Origin of the sequence: Nocardia sp. CA-151230 (genome assembly GCF_050942175.1) — a bacterium.
In the GTDB taxonomy this organism is placed as follows: domain Bacteria; phylum Actinomycetota; class Actinomycetes; order Mycobacteriales; family Mycobacteriaceae; genus Nocardia.
The window spans coordinates 4,452,904-4,469,133 of sequence record NZ_CP192061.1 but is presented as its reverse complement, the minus strand read 5'-3'; the positions used below and the strand labels follow the sequence as shown (position 1 = coordinate 4,469,133).

18 protein-coding genes and 3 pseudogenes are annotated in these 16,230 nt (G+C 65.4%); 8 read left to right on the top strand and 13 right to left on the bottom strand.

Going from position 1 to position 16,230, the window contains the following annotated elements:
• The first annotated feature begins 199 nt into the window (after window positions 1-199).
• The 3 genes from ACQP1O_RS20955 (at window position 200) to ACQP1O_RS20945 (ending at window position 1,236) form a co-directional block, all read left to right on the top strand.
• A complete protein-coding gene (locus ACQP1O_RS20955) occupies window positions 200-424 on the top strand; it encodes a hypothetical protein (protein ID WP_433567444.1) in 225 nt (74 codons plus the stop codon).
• 261 nt (window positions 425-685) lie between these two features.
• Window positions 686-859, top strand: coding sequence for a hypothetical protein (locus tag ACQP1O_RS20950; protein ID WP_433567443.1), 174 nt, complete (start codon window positions 686-688; stop codon window positions 857-859).
• Complete coding sequence (locus ACQP1O_RS20945) at window positions 856-1,236, top strand: nuclear transport factor 2 family protein (protein ID WP_433567442.1); 381 nt, start codon at window positions 856-858, stop codon at window positions 1,234-1,236. Before ACQP1O_RS20950 ends, ACQP1O_RS20945 begins: the two co-directional genes overlap by 4 nt.
• A gap of 84 nt (window positions 1,237-1,320) precedes the next feature.
• On the opposite strand, the gene ACQP1O_RS20940 is transcribed toward ACQP1O_RS20945, so the two are convergent.
• The 4 genes and pseudogenes from ACQP1O_RS20940 to mbp1 all read right to left on the bottom strand — a co-directional run bounded on the left by ACQP1O_RS20940 (window position 1,321) and on the right by mbp1 (window position 3,731).
• Window positions 1,321-1,644 carry a hypothetical protein gene (locus ACQP1O_RS20940; protein WP_433567441.1) on the bottom strand — a complete coding sequence of 108 codons (324 nt, stop codon included), beginning with the start codon at window positions 1,642-1,644 and terminating at the stop codon, window positions 1,321-1,323.
• An 83-nt stretch (window positions 1,645-1,727) separates the two neighbouring features.
• A pseudogene (locus ACQP1O_RS20935) lies at window positions 1,728-2,240 on the bottom strand (UdgX family uracil-DNA binding protein); the annotation flags it as partial.
• A gap of 670 nt (window positions 2,241-2,910) precedes the next feature.
• Window positions 2,911-3,480, bottom strand: coding sequence for a hemerythrin domain-containing protein (locus tag ACQP1O_RS20930; RefSeq protein ID WP_433567440.1), 570 nt, complete (start codon window positions 3,478-3,480; stop codon window positions 2,911-2,913).
• A gap of 5 nt (window positions 3,481-3,485) precedes the next feature.
• On the bottom strand, window positions 3,486-3,731 hold the full coding sequence (mbp1, locus tag ACQP1O_RS20925) for a microaggregate-binding protein 1 (RefSeq protein ID WP_433567439.1): 246 nt from the start codon (window positions 3,729-3,731) through the stop codon (window positions 3,486-3,488).
• Between mbp1 and ACQP1O_RS20920 the strand changes: the two are divergent.
• Window positions 3,720-4,097: pseudogene (locus ACQP1O_RS20920) on the top strand (LLM class flavin-dependent oxidoreductase); the annotation flags it as partial. The gene mbp1 and the pseudogene ACQP1O_RS20920 sit on opposite strands and share 12 nt — an antisense overlap.
• 52 nt (window positions 4,098-4,149) lie before the next feature.
• Here the strand turns inward: ACQP1O_RS20920 and ACQP1O_RS20915 are convergent.
• The 3 genes and pseudogenes from ACQP1O_RS20915 to ACQP1O_RS20905 form a co-directional block, all read right to left on the bottom strand.
• Window positions 4,150-4,542 (bottom strand): phage holin family protein, encoded by a 393-nt coding sequence (locus tag ACQP1O_RS20915; RefSeq protein ID WP_433567438.1) that lies wholly within the window; start codon window positions 4,540-4,542, stop codon window positions 4,150-4,152.
• Window positions 4,543-4,858: 316 nt separating this feature from the next.
• On the bottom strand, window positions 4,859-6,970 hold the full coding sequence (locus ACQP1O_RS20910) for a catalase (RefSeq protein WP_433567437.1): 2,112 nt from the start codon (window positions 6,968-6,970) through the stop codon (window positions 4,859-4,861).
• A gap of 117 nt (window positions 6,971-7,087) precedes the next feature.
• Window positions 7,088-7,515, bottom strand: a pseudogene (locus ACQP1O_RS20905) (ChaB family protein).
• 441 nt (window positions 7,516-7,956) lie between these two features.
• Between ACQP1O_RS20905 and ACQP1O_RS20900 the strand changes: the two are divergent.
• Both ACQP1O_RS20900 and ACQP1O_RS20895 read left to right on the top strand, forming a co-directional pair.
• Entirely contained in the window at window positions 7,957-8,565 is a 609-nt protein-coding gene (locus ACQP1O_RS20900) for a flavodoxin family protein (RefSeq protein WP_433567436.1), read from the top strand.
• A 40-nt stretch (window positions 8,566-8,605) separates the two neighbouring features.
• Window positions 8,606-10,060 carry an aminotransferase class I/II-fold pyridoxal phosphate-dependent enzyme gene (locus tag ACQP1O_RS20895; RefSeq protein WP_433567435.1) on the top strand — a complete coding sequence of 485 codons (1,455 nt, stop codon included), beginning with the start codon at window positions 8,606-8,608 and terminating at the stop codon, window positions 10,058-10,060.
• 93 nt (window positions 10,061-10,153) lie between these two features.
• On the opposite strand, the gene ACQP1O_RS20890 is transcribed toward ACQP1O_RS20895, so the two are convergent.
• The 6 genes from ACQP1O_RS20890 to ACQP1O_RS20865 form a co-directional block, all read right to left on the bottom strand.
• Window positions 10,154-10,642: a Dps family protein gene (locus ACQP1O_RS20890; RefSeq protein ID WP_433567434.1), complete on the bottom strand. Its 489-nt coding sequence runs from the start codon at window positions 10,640-10,642 to the stop codon at window positions 10,154-10,156.
• Between the two features lie 266 nt (window positions 10,643-10,908).
• Window positions 10,909-11,388 carry a CinA family protein gene (locus ACQP1O_RS20885; RefSeq protein ID WP_433567433.1) on the bottom strand — a complete coding sequence of 160 codons (480 nt, stop codon included), beginning with the start codon at window positions 11,386-11,388 and terminating at the stop codon, window positions 10,909-10,911.
• 183 nt (window positions 11,389-11,571) lie between these two features.
• Window positions 11,572-11,772 carry a CDGSH iron-sulfur domain-containing protein gene (locus ACQP1O_RS20880; protein ID WP_433567432.1) on the bottom strand — a complete coding sequence of 67 codons (201 nt, stop codon included), beginning with the start codon at window positions 11,770-11,772 and terminating at the stop codon, window positions 11,572-11,574.
• A complete protein-coding gene (locus ACQP1O_RS20875) occupies window positions 11,756-12,403 on the bottom strand; it encodes a HemK2/MTQ2 family protein methyltransferase (RefSeq protein ID WP_433567431.1) in 648 nt (215 codons plus the stop codon). Before ACQP1O_RS20875 ends, ACQP1O_RS20880 begins: the two co-directional genes overlap by 17 nt.
• The gene (locus tag ACQP1O_RS20870; RefSeq protein WP_433567430.1) at window positions 12,397-13,323 is read right to left on the bottom strand and encodes an iron-containing redox enzyme family protein; all 927 of its coding nucleotides are present in this window, start codon (window positions 13,321-13,323) and stop codon (window positions 12,397-12,399) included. The genes ACQP1O_RS20875 and ACQP1O_RS20870 overlap by 7 nt, the downstream gene beginning before the upstream one ends.
• Before the next feature lie 244 nt (window positions 13,324-13,567).
• Window positions 13,568-13,738 carry a hypothetical protein gene (locus tag ACQP1O_RS20865; protein WP_433567429.1) on the bottom strand — a complete coding sequence of 57 codons (171 nt, stop codon included), beginning with the start codon at window positions 13,736-13,738 and terminating at the stop codon, window positions 13,568-13,570.
• 881 nt (window positions 13,739-14,619) lie between these two features.
• Between ACQP1O_RS20865 and ACQP1O_RS20860 the strand changes: the two genes are divergently transcribed.
• Both ACQP1O_RS20860 and ACQP1O_RS20855 read left to right on the top strand, forming a co-directional pair.
• Window positions 14,620-15,486: a lysophospholipid acyltransferase family protein gene (locus ACQP1O_RS20860; RefSeq protein WP_433567428.1), complete on the top strand. Its 867-nt coding sequence runs from the start codon at window positions 14,620-14,622 to the stop codon at window positions 15,484-15,486.
• A gap of 270 nt (window positions 15,487-15,756) precedes the next feature.
• Window positions 15,757-16,230, top strand: coding sequence for a hypothetical protein (locus tag ACQP1O_RS20855; protein WP_433567427.1), 474 nt, complete (start codon window positions 15,757-15,759; stop codon window positions 16,228-16,230).

The following is a 16,230-nucleotide window of genomic DNA, read 5'->3' as shown; positions in this document are numbered from 1 at the left end:
GATCGCCGCCGATTCTGCAGGCCACTACGACACGCACAAGAGTCCTCTCCGCTGTGATCTCGTTCCGTTCGTGCCTTCCCGGGCTGTCCGTGATCACACAACCATGCGGTGAATAACCTGATCATGCGCGGGTAGGCGAGTGGATATGACGCTGACCGTGGTTTTCACGGCATGCAACCCATCTTCGTAAGGGGTGATCATGAATCCGTCTCAGAGCGACCCGGATATACCATCCACGGCCGAGCAGCTCGACGAGGACACGTTGGATGCCGATCCGATGGAGGAGGCCGCCGATCCTCCCGATCGATGGGAGCCCACAGATGAGGAACTGAGCGACACGCCCGGTGATGACAGCCTGGCGCGGCGACTGGCCGCCGAGGAACCGGACATCACACCGGATGACGATTCGCCGGATGACGATTGATATCGGCGGGGCGACGAGGTACTGCACTGGCCGACATCGACGTGATCGACCTGACCGACCGTGCGGGACGCCGGACTCGACTTCACCTCCCCGCGACACGCCAGCGCACGGCACGAACGGTCACAGCGCCGAAACGAAAGCCGCCCCAACCAGATCCTTGGGTTCTAACGGTCGTCGCAGCACTCCTAGTGGGAGGTTGCGGCGACCGTGTCGCTCTCTGGGGATGATGCTCGGTGGCCCTACACCGGGTTCCCTCATGACATGGAAGTTGTTGCGGAGCCGTGGAAATGGGTGCGCATCGAGCCGTCCTCGCTGGACGGAATCGATCTCGCCGCCGTCACCTTGAAAGCACCGGCATTGATCTACGCTCTGCTCGAGGATCGCAGCCACACGGCCGGTCCGATGACGCTCGAGGACATCACGGAGGCACGATGACCCTGACCAAGCAGCACGTCCGCGACGTCGTAGATATCTACATCCGGGCGTGGACCAAGCAAGACCCGGACCTGATCCTGTCCATCTTCACCGAGGATGCGACCTATCACGAGCGAGTGCTCGGGGAGCCGATCGCGAACCAGGACGGCATCCGGGACTACTGGCAGTCGAAAGTTGTCGAGTCGCAAGCGAACATCGAGTGCGAGTTGCTGAGCCTGTATGTCGATGGCGAGACCGCGATCGTCGAGTGGGAAGCCCGGTTCGATGATCTGGTCCGAGGTATCCGCAAGCGAATGCGTGAGGTCGCCCTGCTCGAGTTCGATGGCGCGCTGATCCGGAGCCTGCGCGAGTACTGGACCTCGGAAACGATCAGCTGACAGGATCGTGGACGCGCCGGGCGGAACTCCAGCTCGTCCGAAGCCCGGGGGCATACGTACTCCGGAGCTGGCCAAACGGCTCGGCTACGACTTGGCAAAGACAGTCACGTTCGACCAGTACGCCGGTCGGCCGGTCGTGCGGCTGTGCACCGTCGTGACCCGCTTGCGGGCGGAAGCGGTGATCACGCCCGTGCTGAGCACTTCGACGGCGAAGTTCCCGCCGATCTCGTCGGTATCGCGGGCGTGATCACGGTGTCGCCCGAGTACACCTATGACTGGTGGTCCAATGGAGCGCTTCCAGACCTCCAACCTGGCCAAGCGAGCCGATCCCGTTGACGACCAACCGCCACTGCGCGGGCATGCGTCCTTGATCGGCCGGGTGCAGAAACGGTACAGATTCGCGTGCATCTACCTGAACCGAGGCGCATCTTCCTACAAGCGGCATCCTCGAAATCTGCTGTGCAACAATCAAAATGAACTCGTTTGCATCACTACGTACCGATCAGATTTGTAACGGCCAGTTTCGGTGCGATGCGCTTCAGGTCTTCGACGAACTCCGCGTACGCGTGCTCCCGATCCGGGCTGCGCAGGATCGACGCCGGGTGCACCGTGGTGAGCACCAGATAGCCGGCGTATGGGATAAATCGTCCACGTTCGGCCGTGACCCGGAAGTCGGGCCCGAGAATCGACTGAGCCGCAATCCGACCCAGGCACACCACCAGGCGTGGCCGGATGGCCTCCACTTCGGCCTCGAACCAGGGCGCGCACGCGACCACCTCGGTTCGATTGGGCTGCTGATGTATTCGACGCTTACCGCGCTGGGTGAACTTGAAGTGCTTGACCGCGTTGGTCAGGTACACCTGATCACGGCCGATTCCAGCCTCGGCCAGTGCGCGATCCAGCAAGCGCCCCGCCGGTCCGACGAAGGGATGCCCTTGGCGGTCTTCTCTATCCCCGGGCTGCTCACCGACCATCACGATCTCGGAATCCGCGCGTCCCTCACCGAAAACGGTCTGTTAGGCGAACCGGTACAAAGCGCAGCCATGGCAGTCGCGCGCGGCTCTGCGAAGTCCGGAGAGTCCAGCGCGAGGGGGAACAAAGTCCGCTGCACTCGTCATCCTGCTCCGCCTTGCGGTCCGGGACAGTTCTGTTCGGCGAGCAGCCAAGCCAGGTGCGCGGTGTTGCCGGCCAGGGTCGCAGAAGTTTTCAGCGTGCATACCAGCGCGACAGCGTTCAGTTCGGTTCGCGTCGATTCGGCAGTTGTCCGTTCGGCCATGGCAACTCTGATCTCTCGAGGACGGTGTGGTCCAGCGATTACCCGCCCGGTCCCGGGCCAATCCGACAGCACGAGTGTGGTGCATGACTTCGGCCTTGGCCTCGGTCGATTGTGCCTGCGCACCTTTGCGGCCGGCCTCGTGCGGGTCGGGTGCAGTCGACTAACCGAAGCTGCCCGTGCCGACCTGACCACCTTTACAGGCCTGCTCCTCGGTATCCGGGCGATTTCCGATCTGACCTGGATTCTTCGGTTCTGGCAGGGCGAATCTTCGTTCTGCTCATGGAATTCGGTAGTTGAGCGAGCGGGTCCGCCCTCATCTACCCGGAACCCCCAGCCTGTTCGATTGCAGACCGGGGGTTTCGGTGCGGAGACCGCGAGAGGCAAAGGCCGACAAAGGTCTACGCGATGCTGCTCTGCTTACGCCACTCGCGGATGGCGTCACGGATCCGGTCGAACACCGCCAGGGGCGGGCCGATCAGCAAATTCGCGGCCAGGGATCCACCCACCTCGGGATGTGGGCGGGTGGGTGCGAAAGCCTCGGCGAAGCGAACCGCGCTCGCGAGCTGGACGCGCTCATCGTGGGACGCCTGCAATTGCAGCCTGCTGAACTCCTCCTTCTCCTCGAGCTCCGCGTGTTCGATCACCTTCTCGGCGAAAGCAGCGAATTCGGAATCGAATTCCGGATGCCCGAAGCCGAGGTTGTAGAGCGCGGCCAGGGCCTGTTTGGCCTCCTGCTCTTCGTGCAGCCGGCCGTCGACGATCTCGCCACTCACCGCATGACGCCGCGAGGCCGGATGGACGACCTCCTCCTCGGCGCTCTCGTGTACGGCCAGCAGCCGCACCAGATCGTGGAACGCCTGTTCCCGGACCGGGCCAACCGTCAGATGCACCTGCTGCAACAGGGCTTTGATCTGGCCGTGCTGGGCTACCAGCAGGTCGATTACGTCAGTGTCGTTCGATTCGGCCATGCCCATCACCGATTCTGCTGCGCTCGTTGACGCGCTTCCTCGGCTCGAGCCTGGGCCCGGTCCGCCTCGGCCTGCGCCTCCCGCTTGGCGGCATCGCGCTGGGCTTGGGCCTTGTCCTGCTGAGCGCGGCCCTCCTCACGCAGCCCCTCGTCACCGAAGACTTTGCCTGCGGCTTCCTTGGCTGCGCCCTTGATGCCCTCGACCGCGCCTTCAACGCCCTCTCGGGCCCCGCTCTTCTCATGCTCGGACATGCGATACAAACCTCCGTATATCGGATTGCAGGGACATCCGGGACCTACCCGGGAGTACCGCACCGAAACCGTCTGTCGGCCAATTCGTTTCGAGAACCAGGTAGCAGGCGATCGAGGCACAAGGGCGGGAACACGCCGTGCAGGCCCGCGACGGGCGCGCGGCTGTGGATGCTGGAGAAAGCCCTCGCTCTCATCCGCCAGTTGCATCGCGGCGACGTAGTCAACCATGAGGGCGAGTTCCACACCGTGCAGGACGCGCGCATCTACACCCTGCCCGAAAAGCCGGTCCCCATCTACGTTTCCGGCTTCGGCCCGGGCGCGACCAAGCTGGCCGCACGCATCGGCGACGGCTACTGCACCGACGGTGACGATCCGGCGATGGCGGACACCAGTCGAACCATCGCGCTGGGACGCGGCGCTACTTCGACTGGTGCGGTTCGTCGCTGGGCAATTTCGCCGGAGCCGGGCTCGACTCCGGATGGGTGCGGGATTTCGCGAGGGCGTGGACGATTGCCGCCGCGATCAGAAGAATCGCCCCTACGATGAGCGCGGCCACCCACGCGGGCGCCACCAGCGTGATCAGCAGCAGTACCGTTGTGACCAAGGCACCCCCGCCGTATAGGGCCAGCACGGCCGCCGTCGCGTGCAATCTGGCCCGCGCACGCAGCTGCGGCATCATATCATTGACGGTGTCTCGCATCGCGAGCCCGATTTGTTCGCGCAGCATCCGGTTCACCTGCGAGCCAGCTACGCCCGTGGATTCGAACAACGGGGACAGGTTCGGTCCTTCACCCCCGGGTACCTCCACCATGTCCGCACCTCCTCAGTGATAGCTGATGCCATCGGCTTACCCGCTGAGCGAACCGGGACACAGGATTCGGTTGAGGAATCGTGCGTCGGTATCCGGTTGCCCTGTGCCTCTGTGCTGTCACGCCGGCAGTTCCCGCATGCGACTTCGACGTCACCTGACGAACACTCCGTACGGATCACAGACGGCCGCTACCACGGCAGAGCGCGGCAGGTTCGGGGGGCCGCGCGGCGTTCTACACGGTGGGAATACCGCGCGGCCCGTAACTACGGCCCGGGTCGGGACATCGCTCTGAATCGGGCCGTAGCGTCTCGGGGTTTCAGGCGGGCACTGCGGCAGTGGACCGCCACCATATTCGATGTCTGGCCAGGGCTTCCGCGAAGTCGGTGACAAAGTCCTCTCCGATATCACCGCCGGTGGACGCGGTCACTATCAGCCCGTTTGCCCGATCGGAGTCGGTACCGGAGGGGTCGTCCCTTGTGATGCCCGCTGTGCGGAGCATTGTGGCACCGGCACCGAACCCGCCGATCGGTTTGGCATGTTTGAAGGCTTCCAGGACGAAGTGCAGGGCTTGGCCGCTGCTCGCCAATATGTCGACGGCCTCGGTTCCGCCGGCCACGAGAACGCCGTCATAGAGCACCGACGACACCGTCGCCAGGGCACGATCCACACGCAGATTCGCATCGATACCGTCCCCGGCGTTCACCCGGCCTCCGCGCGGCGCAATGACTTCGGAGGTCGCGCCCCGATCCGAGAGCCAGGCACGAACTCGGCGGATGCCCTCGATATCCGCGCCTTCCGCGGTCAGGATCGCGATCTTGCGGGTGGCGATGGTGTCGCTCACTGTGTCCAGCTGCGACAACGACGGCGACACGATTGCTTCCAAGGAACCGGTGGGCTCGGCCGGCAGGCTCGTATCCCCGAGCTCGTCCGCTACGCGAATCGCGAGTTCGGGGTCGACCTGTAGCAACTGCTCGAGAACCGTGGTGCGGATCGCAGGTCGCGTCACCTTCCCCAGTTCGAAGGCGAACGCCGCGACAATGTGGTCAGCCTCCGGCTCGGACATGCTGCGCCAGAACATGCGAGGCTGCTGATAGTGCTCGCGGAAACTCTCGGCGCGCCGCCGAATCGCCGCGCCGTAGAGCGCTTCGGGCGAGTGCAGGAATGCGCCGTCGCCGCCCACGGCCGGACACCCGCCACCGATCGTGTTGACCGTGTACGCGGCTTCGCCGCGCGGTATGGCCTGCTGCCCGTAGCCGTCCTGCTGATGATTGCGCACCTCGGCGACCGGCCGATTGATCGGCAGCTGTGCGAAATTCGGCCCACCCAGCCGGATCAACTGCGTGTCCAGGTAGGAGAAGTTGCGCATCTGCAGCAGCGGATCGTCGGTGAAATCGATGCCCGGCACCAGGTTCGCCGTGTGGAAGGCCACCTGCTCGGTTTCAGCGAAGAAGTTGTCCGGATTACGGTTCAAGACCATGGTCCCGACGGCAAGAACGGGAACCTGTTCCTCCGGAACAAGTTTCGTCGCATCGAGCAGATCGAAGTCGAAGTCGAACTCCCGATCCTCCGGGATCAACTGCACGCCCAGCTCCCACTCCGGAAACTGCTCGGCGGCGATGCAGTCCCACAGGTCGCGCCGGTTGAAATCCGGATCGTGGCCGGCGATCTGCTGGGATTCCTCCCACAGCAGCGAGTGCACACCGAGCGCGGGCTTCCAATGGAACTTCACGAACGTACCCCGGCCATCGGCATCGACGAGCCGGAAGGTGTGCACACCGAACCCCTGCATCATCCGATAGCTGCGCGGCAGCGCGCGGTCCGACATCAACCACAGGATCGCATGCAGGGTTTCCGGCTGCTGCCCGACGAAATCCCAGAGCGTATCGTGCGCGGACGCGGCCTGCGGAATCTCGTTGTGCGGCTCCGGTTTCACCGCGTGCACGAAGTCGGGGAACTTGATCCCATCCTGGATGAAGAAGACCGGAAAATTGTTGCCGACCAGATCGTAATTGCCCTCGGCGGTGTAGAACTTGGTCGCGAAGCCGCGGACGTCGCGCACCGTGTCCGCCGACCCTCGCGAGCCCGCGACCGTCGAAAATCGAACGAAAACCGGCGTTTCCACGGAGGGATCGGTGAGAAAACGCGCGGTGGTGTAGTCGGAGAGCCAACTCTGGTAAGGCCGGAAGAAGCCATACGCACCCGCTCCACGCGCGTGTACGACGCGCTCGGGTATGCGTTCGTGATCGAAGTGAGTGATCTTCTCCCTGGCATGAAAATCCGCCAGAAGCGAAGGACCACGTTCGCCGACCGAGAGCGAATCATCGGTGCTCTCCACGCGGACGCCTTGTTGCGTCGTCAGACGACCCTGCTCACGGTCGACCCGATAGGAATCCAATTGGCGCTGTTTGCTGTCGAACTCTCCAGCCATTCGATTCTCCTCTGTTCGACGGCCGACCACGGGTGTCGCCCACGCGCCCCGTATGCCCTCGAACCGGGCGCTCACGCTGCGCATCATGTTCTCCCACTGTCGAATCGACACGCACAACTATCTCGCTCGGGCGGCCCGGCTCTCGGCGGTCTCCTGCCGGTTCCTTTTCTCCATGGCCACGACGAGTTCGGCCTTGGTCATCGCCCACCGTCGGCGAATGCCCAGTCGCCCAGCCACTTCAGCGGATGCCGTTCGCACGCGTCGGCGTCGACTCCTTCCGCCGTCGTTCCGACGGGATCGGGCCCATGCTCGGCACGTTCGTCCGACGGGCCCCCGCTGCTTGGGTTCCCAGTGGTCGCCGACCTTCTCATCGCTGTATTTCGACGCGCTGTAAGCCACCCGGTACGCACGGTGCGCACTGCGGTACTGTGCGAGCGCCGAGTCGAACGCCTCGGCGAACGTGCGTTGCGCCTTCCCTCCGAGCGGCGGATGGAACTGGGCAACTCCGATAGTTTCGGATCTCCGGACCCAGTCGTCTTCGGCATCGCGGTTCTCCTCTCCACAACATCGCCGATGTCGGGCGTTTACCCTGGATCGCGTCGCTCAATCAGAGCCGCGCTGCGGATTTGCACCCCTCTCACGAACTCGGTGGGGTCCACGCCCGTCTCATGAAGCTGCGCCAGCTGTGCTCGGCCTCGGCTTCCTTGTGCAGCGGTCCCACACACCCGGGCCGATCCCCGAGTTCACGGAGAAAACAGCCCCGAGGCCATGGCAATCCGATCCATGGGCGGGTAAGCGATCGCCGCAGCTCGAACCGCATGCCGACCGCGTTTGCTCCCCCGCGCGCCGGGTATCGCGCCCGTGTCCAACCGGTTCGTCACTGGCACCAAGTTTCCTGTCGAGGAAGTGAACCGCATCCAGCAATGGCTGCTGCAACCGGCCGAAGCCCCGGGTAAGGACCGACATCCGGAAAGTGGTGGATTCTGATGACCGAATTGAATGCCGTCGCTCTGGTCTGCACCCTGAAGAAGTCACCGGCCGAGTCGAGCAGTGACCTGATCGCCCGGCAGATCCTCGATCAGCTGGCCGCACACGACGTCACCGGCGAGATCATCCGGGTGGTCGACCATGAAGTCCACCCCGGCGTCAGCGACGACGAGGGAACCGGAGATCAATGGCCACTCATCCGCGCCGAAATTCTCGCCTCCGAGATCCTGCTGGTCGCGACCCCTACCTGGGTAGGACACATGTCCTCCATCGCGCAGCGTGTCCTCGAACGACTCGACGCCGAACTCTCCCACACCGACGACTCCGGCCGACCCGCCATGACGGGCAAGGTCGCCATAGCCGCCGTCGTGGGAAACGAAGACGGCGCGCACAAGATCGTCGCGGATCTGTTCCAGGGGCTCGACGACATCGGTTTCACCATCCCCGCCCAGGGCTGCACCTACTGGAACGACCACGCCATGGGCAGCACCGACTACCTCGACCTCGACGAACAACCCGAGGCGGTCGCCAGAACCACCGCGACCCTCGCCCGCAATACCGCACACTTGGCCCGGCTACTGAGCGAGCACAACTACCCTGGCCAGTAACCAGCCAAGCGCCGACGGCTGCCCGCACTCGGGAGGCGTGATGGATCACTCGACTGCTCCGGTACTCGACGCGCTCGCCGACTACAGGCGGCTCGGCCGCTATGGCTTCACCCCGCCCGGACATCGGCAGGGTCGCGGCGCGGACCCGCGGGTGACCGCGGTGCTCGGCGACGCGCTGCGCGTCGATGTGCTGGCATCGCCAGGCATGGATGACCGACTCTCCCGTGGCAATCGGCTGACGCGGGCGGAGGAGCTGATGGCCGACGCCGTCGGCGCGGATTACGCGTTCTTCTCCACCTGCGGCAGCTCGCTGTCGGTCAAGGCCGCCATGCTGGCGGTGGCCGGTGGCGACGGCGGGCTCATCCTCGGTCGCGACAGCCACAAATCCATTGTGGCCGGGCTGGTGTTCTCCGGGGTCCGGCCCTATTGGATCGCACCCAGATGGGATGCGGCACGGCACTTTTCGCATCCACCCTCACCCGAACAGGTACGGCACGCATGGCAGCGCCATCCGCGGGCCGCCGGCGTGCTCATCGTCAGCCCCAGCCCTTATGGCACGTGTGCCGACATCGCCGCCATCGCCGAGATCTGCCACGAGTACGGCAAACCGCTCATCGTGGACGAGGCATGGGGCGCACATCTGCCGTTCCATCCCGGCCTGCCCACCTGGGCCATGGACGCCGGGGCCGATATCTGTGTGGTCAGTGTGCACAAGATGGGCGCCGGATTCGAACAAGGGTCGATCTTCCACGTCCAGGGTGATCTGATCGACCGTGATCATCTGCGCCAGTGCGCCGACCTGCTCATGACCACCAGCCCCAACGTGCTGCTCTACGCAGCGATGGACGGCTGGCGACGGCAGATGGTCGAACATGGCCGCGAATTGCTCGGCGCCGCACTGGAAACCGCTGATCGGGCGCGCGAGGCCCTGGCCCGGATCCCCGGAATCACCATCATGCACGACGAACTGCTGGGCGCGGAAGCCTCCCACGATCTGGACCGCCTCCAGGTGCTGATGGACATCTCCGACACCGGCGCCACCGGCTACCAGATCGCGGACTGGATGCGCGAGAACCGGCGCCTGGATCTGGGCCACATCGACCACCGCCGCATCATGGCCACCCTGTCCATCGCCGACGACCAGACCACCGTCGACGCCCTGGTGGACGCGCTCACAGCCTGGCGGATACAGGTGAACAACCCTGCCCCCCACCATATTCGGCTACCCTCGCCGCGCGACCTGCAACTCGAGTCGGTACTGCTGCCGCGAGACGCCTTCTTCGGCCCCTACGACACCGTGCCCATCGAACACGCACCGGGCCGTATCGCCGCCGAACAGGTCACCCCCTACCCACCCGGCATCCCCGTGATCGTGCCCGGGGAGCTCATCGACATCGCGGTCGTCGACTATCTGCGCTCCGGACTCGCCGCCGGCATGAACGTGCCCGACCCCGCCGACCCCGAGCTGCGAACGCTACGGGTGGTTGCCCGCTGAAGGGTTCCAGTCGGGGCGAATCCGCTTCGCAGTGAGCGTCAACGACGGTGTTCGGCAGCCGGATCAGGCGTGCGGCATCTCCATGACGCAGGACTATTTCGCCGCCGGTGCCTGCTGGGCCTGCCACATCCAGTGCAGCTGCTCGAGGCGAGCGGCGATATCGATCAGCAGGTCCTGGGTCACCGGGTCCGCCGTAGCGGTGCTTTCGATGCGTTGGCGTAGCCGGATGATGATCGTCCACAGATTGCTGACCATGGCGTCGATGACGGCGGTATCGCTCTGCCAGCAATCGGTGATCCCGGCAGCCGCCGATTCCTGTGCCACGGTGGCAGCGCGACCATCGGGGCTGACCCCGATCGCGGTCGCCCGCTCGGCCGCGGCGTCGGTGAATTGCCTTGCGGCGGTGACTACTTCGTCGAGGGCCAGATGCAGCGACCGGAAATGCGGGCCGATGACGTTCCAATGCGCCTGTTTGGCGATCAACGACAGATCGATCAGGTCGACGACCGTTTCGCGCAGCGCGGTTCCGGCCGCGCGCTGCCGATCGATGTCGAGCGGGCTCGTGATGGGCTGATCGGGCATGCTGTCTGACCTCCTCCGTGAGCACAACGGTTTGCTCACGCCCTACCCGCCCTGTCCGGTTTCAACCGAACCGCCCGGCACTCGCAGATTTGCCGGTTCAGATTTGCCGGTGACTCGGAATCGGCCCGCCATCCCCCGTCGCCTTGCGGTGACCCCCGCCATGTCGCGACCTTTCAGCGAATGTCCTCCGAGGAAACCGGGTGGCACCGAGGGTTCGGGCGTCCGACGCTCCAATGCCGCGCATCCCCGCCCGGTCGCGGGCCGAATCAGGATGGCAACGCGGTCTTGTCCACCGCGGCGAGCAGCATGGCGAGCGCGACCTCGATGGTCGACTCCAGCACCTCGGCGGGCTCGCCGTCGAACTGCTCGTGGCGGGCCCACTGCCCCGCTGCGGTATCGATCGCCAGCCATACCGACCCTGCCGGTTCGCCGTCCTGAGCACCAGGGCCGCCGACACCGGTCACCGCCACCGCGACGTCGGCCGCGAGCAGCGACCGCACACCCGCGGCCATGGCGCGTGCGGCGGTCTCCGAGACCACGGGAACGTGGGGAACTCCGAGCACCTGATGCTTGACCTGGGCGCTATAGGCCACGACCGCGCCGCGTAACCAGCGCGCGGACTCCGGTGCGGCACCCAATGCCGACGACAACTTCCCACACGTCAACGACTCCGCGATCGCCACCGTGCGCTGCGACTGCACCGCGTCGGCGGACAGTCGCCGCACAGCCGCAGCGATCTCGCTCATCTCCTCACCGTACCCAGAGCGCTCCTTCGCCAGGGCGCTGCCGGGACCTGAGGCCGTTCCCACCTTGCTATCGCCCTGCTTCGCGGCTATCGCCCTGCTTCGCGCCGGGCCGGGCCTGCATCGCCGGCATCCGCAGACCCCAGCAGATGCGGTAGCGATGACCACTCGTCGACGGTGACGCGGTCAGCGGCGGCGCTTGCGGTGGCTGGTGTCGCACAACGGATAGATCGCCGAGCGACGACACAGGCACAGCGCCACCACGCACCGATCGCAGACAATCGTGCGACCATCAGCGGTCACCAGTCGCACCGGACCTTCCACCAGCATGGGCCCGTCGACGGTGTAGGTAATCGTCCGTCGCTCATTTTCAGGTTCGATCGGCACGGATCACCACCAGTTCCTCGTGACTCTGGCCGGGTCGTAACATCCCGCGATCGACCATCCATCCGGCGCGCCGGCGCAGCACGGGGCCGAACGGGACACTCGCCCTGGCGACTGTCGCGGCCTTCAACCCGGCCTCCCTCAGACGGTTCAAGGTGCTGTCGACGCCGCACAGCGCCGAATGAACCATCAGCAATATTCCAGTCGCGGAAAGCAATTCGGGTGCGAGCCGACACAGGGAGTCGATCGCCGCCCTGCCGTCTGCCCCCGCATCCCAGGATCTCGCCGCGCCCCGCGGACGCCCGCTGTCCAGGCACGGCACGTACGGCGGATTGGATACCACCACGTCGAAGCGCCGCCCACGCAACACCGCGCCGAAGTCGCCGTGGATCAACTCGACCTCGAGGCCCTGCAGGCGGCTGTTCATCCACGCGGACGCCAGCGCGGCACGGGAGATGTCCACGGCAGTGACCGACGCGGCCTTGATCCGGGCCGCTTCGATCGCCAGCACCCCGGTTCCGGTACCCACATCCAGCACACGACCGTGCGGCGGAATGCCCGCACCGAACATCGCGCTGATGAGCAGGTGTGTGTCGGCCTGAGGCCTGTACACACCTGGTGCACGAATCAACATGACCTGAGGTGAACAGCCGCGAATTCGTTTGGCACGCGCAAACGAGCCATCGAATTCTGATCCCTTGCACCGGGTGTTTCCGGGCCGAGCAAGGACGTGTGACCGTCACGCCAACAGCTCAGTACGTGATCGGCGAAACGGTCCTCGAGCAGGTTCGTGGCGCGGATGCCGAAAACTATCGAGGCACGTGCGTCCGGTTCGCGTCCCAGCAGGTCCCCGATCACCTCACGCCGCATGATCTGCTCGTGCACCGCATCCGCCTCGACATGTTCGCGATAGAACGCGATACACGCCGGATCGGCTCGCAGCCTCTCCAATGTTTCGACCAACCGACGCGATGCCGGCGAGGACGTAATCTCCACGGCCGCGAAGTGACCGACACCGGCACCCCGCAGACCACGATGCAGACAGAACAGCGACATCATGTTCACGATGGCGAGCATCGGCGCCGGCACCACATCCAGGTAGTACAGGAACGACGGGTCCAGACCCGCCCCCTCCAGCAGATTCGCATACAGCCGCTGATGAATCCTGTCACCGCGCCCACCGCCGAATTCGTCGAACTCGACGGCCACCAGTGCCGCCTTGGCCCGACCGCGCAACCGCGGAATCAACCACGCGTACGGATCGGCCTCCTGATGGTGCAGGATCGATCGGTGCACGAAATACTCGCGCACCTGCCAGGGCTTGCCGTGGTCCCGCAGAAACGCCGCGACACCGGAGTCCTCGTCGGGAACAATCAACAGTTCCCCGAGTTCGGTCTCCACATCGACGCCATCGGCGACATCGGCGTGCAGCGCCTCGAGGAAATGGCGTTCCAGCTTCGCACGCACGCTCAACAGGCCCGGATCCCATTCCCAGCCCGCGTCCACACCGTCGAAATCCTCGTAATGCAGGCCATAACACGTGTGCAGCGCCAAATGTAGATCACGGCCATAAGGATCAGCCGATGCGGACCACATCGGAACCACTGAGCCGGCAGGCTTTCCGAGCGCCTCGATCACTCCCGCCGACAACTCACCACACGGGTGCGGAAGCACCCTTCTTCCAGCAGCCTCGGTCCGCACGATCAACTCCTCTGAACGAGGGCGGGGAGCTTTCCCAGGCATTTCATTTCACCAGACGCAAACTGGGTCGCACAACGCCCGCACGGATAGTGAGCCGCTACCAGCGGTACCAACGCCCACGGCTACCCGCGGAATCGGCGGTCGGGAAAACAAATCCGAATATCCAGATCACCAGCACGACGACGGCGACCCACCACAGGGCTTTCACCAGGAACCCCAATCCAGCGAGCACGACGGCGAGCAGCAGAACCAGCAGCAATACGGCCATATCCATCCACCTCCTGGATGCGGCTTACCCACCTGCGTGAATCCCTAACAAGCACGCCTTCCATCGAGCCCGTGTGCCGACATCGGGCGTCTCGCGACCGGTCCACTGCCCTCATCATCGAGCTGCCGTCACTATTGACGGTGCGTCCCACACGAATCACATTCCGACCTGGGGAGAAGGCCATGGGTCGGATATTTCTCACGTACCCACCGCCAAGACCGACCCGTTCGCGGCGATATCGGATTCCGCGATGCCGCACAGCCTCTTTCGCCGCCGGTCACCGCGTCTTCAACGGCCCTGAGCGCCGCCCTTGGCCGACGGCGGGCGAGGTGGCGGTGGTGTAGCGAATCGGCGAAGCATTTCCTCGGCCGAACGCCCGACGGTCGAGGTGAGGACGGCCTATCGTCGGCAGCAGTGGTGAGAGCCCGCGTCGCGCACCGCGCCGACCGCCACCACACCGACAGAGTCGTGTGCGGGGGGGCGGGTCATGCGTGCGTGTACCTGACCGTTCCGTTCGGCGCGGACCGGTTGCCCCACCGATCCGTGCGTCCCGCACCGTGTTCGTCATGGCATCGAGCCGGCGGATGAACTCCAGTGACGATCCCGCGAACACGTGCCACCCCCGCCGATGATCCGCGAAATTCCTTGGACAGCAATGCTTTCCGTTAGCCCAGGATCGGTGGGCCGAAACCCCGGGGTCGAACCGGTCGAGACCGTCGAAACCCTCACCCGCGCCTGTGGGCGCGGCCGGACGGGGATAGTATCGAACCGCTCGGCCCGTTTCTGTGCTCCACATTCCACGATTGCAGTTTGCGAAGAACGAATCGAACGGTGGTTCACATCATGCGTATCGGGAAACTCGCCGTCGCCGCGGTCCTCGCGTGACCCTCGGTGATCTGGTGGCAGGCCATCTCGCTGCGGGCGTCCGCGGCACGGTCGACTTCGCGCGTCGCCGCCTCACCGGTGACTACCGCCTCGACGAGTTCGGTCTCGACGAGCACCTGCTGGAGTCGCTGATCCTGCCGGTGCTGCGGCCGCTGTCGCAGTTGTGGTTCCGGGTGCAGGTCAGCGGTATCGAGCATGTTCCCGAGGCCGGGGGCGCGTTGATCGTGGCCAACCACGCCGGCGTGCTGCCCCTGGACGGGCTGATGTTGCAGGTGGCAGTGCACGATCGCCATCCCGGGCAGCGGGCACTGCGCCTGCTGGCCGCCGATCTCGTCTTCGAGCTGCCGATCGTGGCCGGGCTGGCCCGCAGGGCCGGGCACACGCGCGCGTGCCCCACCGACGCCGAGCGGCTGCTGCGCACCGGCGAGCTGGCCGGGGTGTTCCCCGAGGGCTTCAAGGGCGTCGGCAAGCCCTACAGCGCGCGATACAAGCTCCAGCGGTTCGGGCGCGGCGGCTTCGCCTCGGTGGCCGTCAAGACCGGTGTGCCGCTCATTCCGTGCTCGATCGTCGGCTCGGAGGAGATCTATCCGAAACTGGCCGACCTCACCCCGCTGGCCCGGCTGCTCGGCCTGCCGTACTTCCCTGTGACGCCACTGTTCCCACACCTGGGCGTGCTCGGCGCTGTCCCGCTGCCGTCGAAGTGGCACATCGAGTTCGGCGAGCCCATCCCCACCGGCGCGTACGGGCCGGAAGCCGCCGACGACCCGATAACCATGTTCGAGATCACCGATCAGGTCCGCGAAACGATCCAGCACACGCTGTACAAGCGGCTGATCGAGCGCCGCAACCCGTTTACAGGCTAGCCATAGTCCCGGCCCGGGCCGGGGAACTGGGTGGTCGCTGCCATACCCGCGACGTGGATGGTCGATCGCCGTCGTCCCCTCCGCCGCCGTGATCGACCTTGTTGCCACACGGGTAGGCGACCCATCAGCGGTAGCCCCCCGATATCCAGCCGAGCAACAAGGAAGTGACCGTGACCCGATTCGGATACACACTGGCACGGCCACTGGTATCGCATCGACGCCGCCAAGATCTGGGACCTGCCCCAGCAGCCGATCCCGATCGCGGTGGCGGTGTCGGGCCCCCGCTCGGTGCAACGATTCGCGCCACTGGCCGACGAGAGGATCAGCACCGGCCCCGAGGCCGTACTCGTCGAAGCCTGGCATCGCGCGCACGTCGACGACTCCGGCCCGGCCACCTCGCGGGTGACCGGACAGCTGCCGATCAGCTGGGATGTCGACCGCGACAAGGCAATTGCGCGCGCCCGTGTGCAGTTCCGGTGGTCGGCGGGCGGGTGGGATGTGAACGCGAGCCTGCCGACCCCGGCGGGCTTCGCGGCCGCGACGCAGTTCGTGCGCCCGCACGACATCACAGACACGATCGCGTGCGGGCCCGACCTCGGCGCCGTCCTCGATGCGGTGCGGCCCTTCCAGCAGGCGGGAAACACCGATATCGCTCTCGTGCAGGTCGGCGACGAACAGCAGGATCGGTTCCTCGCCGAGGCCGCGCAACCGCTCCTGACCGAACTCCGCGCCGTCGACGGGTGA

Bases quoted from the DNA above. Each gene is read 5' to 3' on its own strand.
- ACQP1O_RS20955 (WP_433567444.1), top strand. From the start codon at position 200: ATGAATCCGTCTCAGAGCGACCCGGATATACCATCCACGGCCGAGCAG.
- ACQP1O_RS20950 (WP_433567443.1), top strand. From the start codon at position 686: ATGGAAGTTGTTGCGGAGCCGTGGAAATGGGTGCGCATCGAGCCGTCC.
- ACQP1O_RS20945 (WP_433567442.1), top strand. From the start codon at position 856: ATGACCCTGACCAAGCAGCACGTCCGCGACGTCGTAGATATCTACATC.
- ACQP1O_RS20940 (WP_433567441.1), bottom strand. From the start codon at position 1,644: ATGCACGCGAATCTGTACCGTTTCTGCACCCGGCCGATCAAGGACGCA.
- ACQP1O_RS20930 (WP_433567440.1), bottom strand. From the start codon at position 3,480: ATGGCCGAATCGAACGACACTGACGTAATCGACCTGCTGGTAGCCCAG.
- mbp1 (WP_433567439.1), bottom strand. From the start codon at position 3,731: ATGTCCGAGCATGAGAAGAGCGGGGCCCGAGAGGGCGTTGAAGGCGCG.
- ACQP1O_RS20915 (WP_433567438.1), bottom strand. From the start codon at position 4,542: ATGGTGGAGGTACCCGGGGGTGAAGGACCGAACCTGTCCCCGTTGTTC.
- ACQP1O_RS20910 (WP_433567437.1), bottom strand. From the start codon at position 6,970: ATGGCTGGAGAGTTCGACAGCAAACAGCGCCAATTGGATTCCTATCGG.
- ACQP1O_RS20900 (WP_433567436.1), top strand. From the start codon at position 7,957: ATGACCGAATTGAATGCCGTCGCTCTGGTCTGCACCCTGAAGAAGTCA.
- ACQP1O_RS20895 (WP_433567435.1), top strand. From the start codon at position 8,606: ATGGATCACTCGACTGCTCCGGTACTCGACGCGCTCGCCGACTACAGG.
- ACQP1O_RS20890 (WP_433567434.1), bottom strand. From the start codon at position 10,642: ATGCCCGATCAGCCCATCACGAGCCCGCTCGACATCGATCGGCAGCGC.
- ACQP1O_RS20885 (WP_433567433.1), bottom strand. From the start codon at position 11,388: ATGAGCGAGATCGCTGCGGCTGTGCGGCGACTGTCCGCCGACGCGGTG.
- ACQP1O_RS20875 (WP_433567431.1), bottom strand. From the start codon at position 12,403: ATGTTGATTCGTGCACCAGGTGTGTACAGGCCTCAGGCCGACACACAC.
- ACQP1O_RS20865 (WP_433567429.1), bottom strand. From the start codon at position 13,738: ATGGCCGTATTGCTGCTGGTTCTGCTGCTCGCCGTCGTGCTCGCTGGA.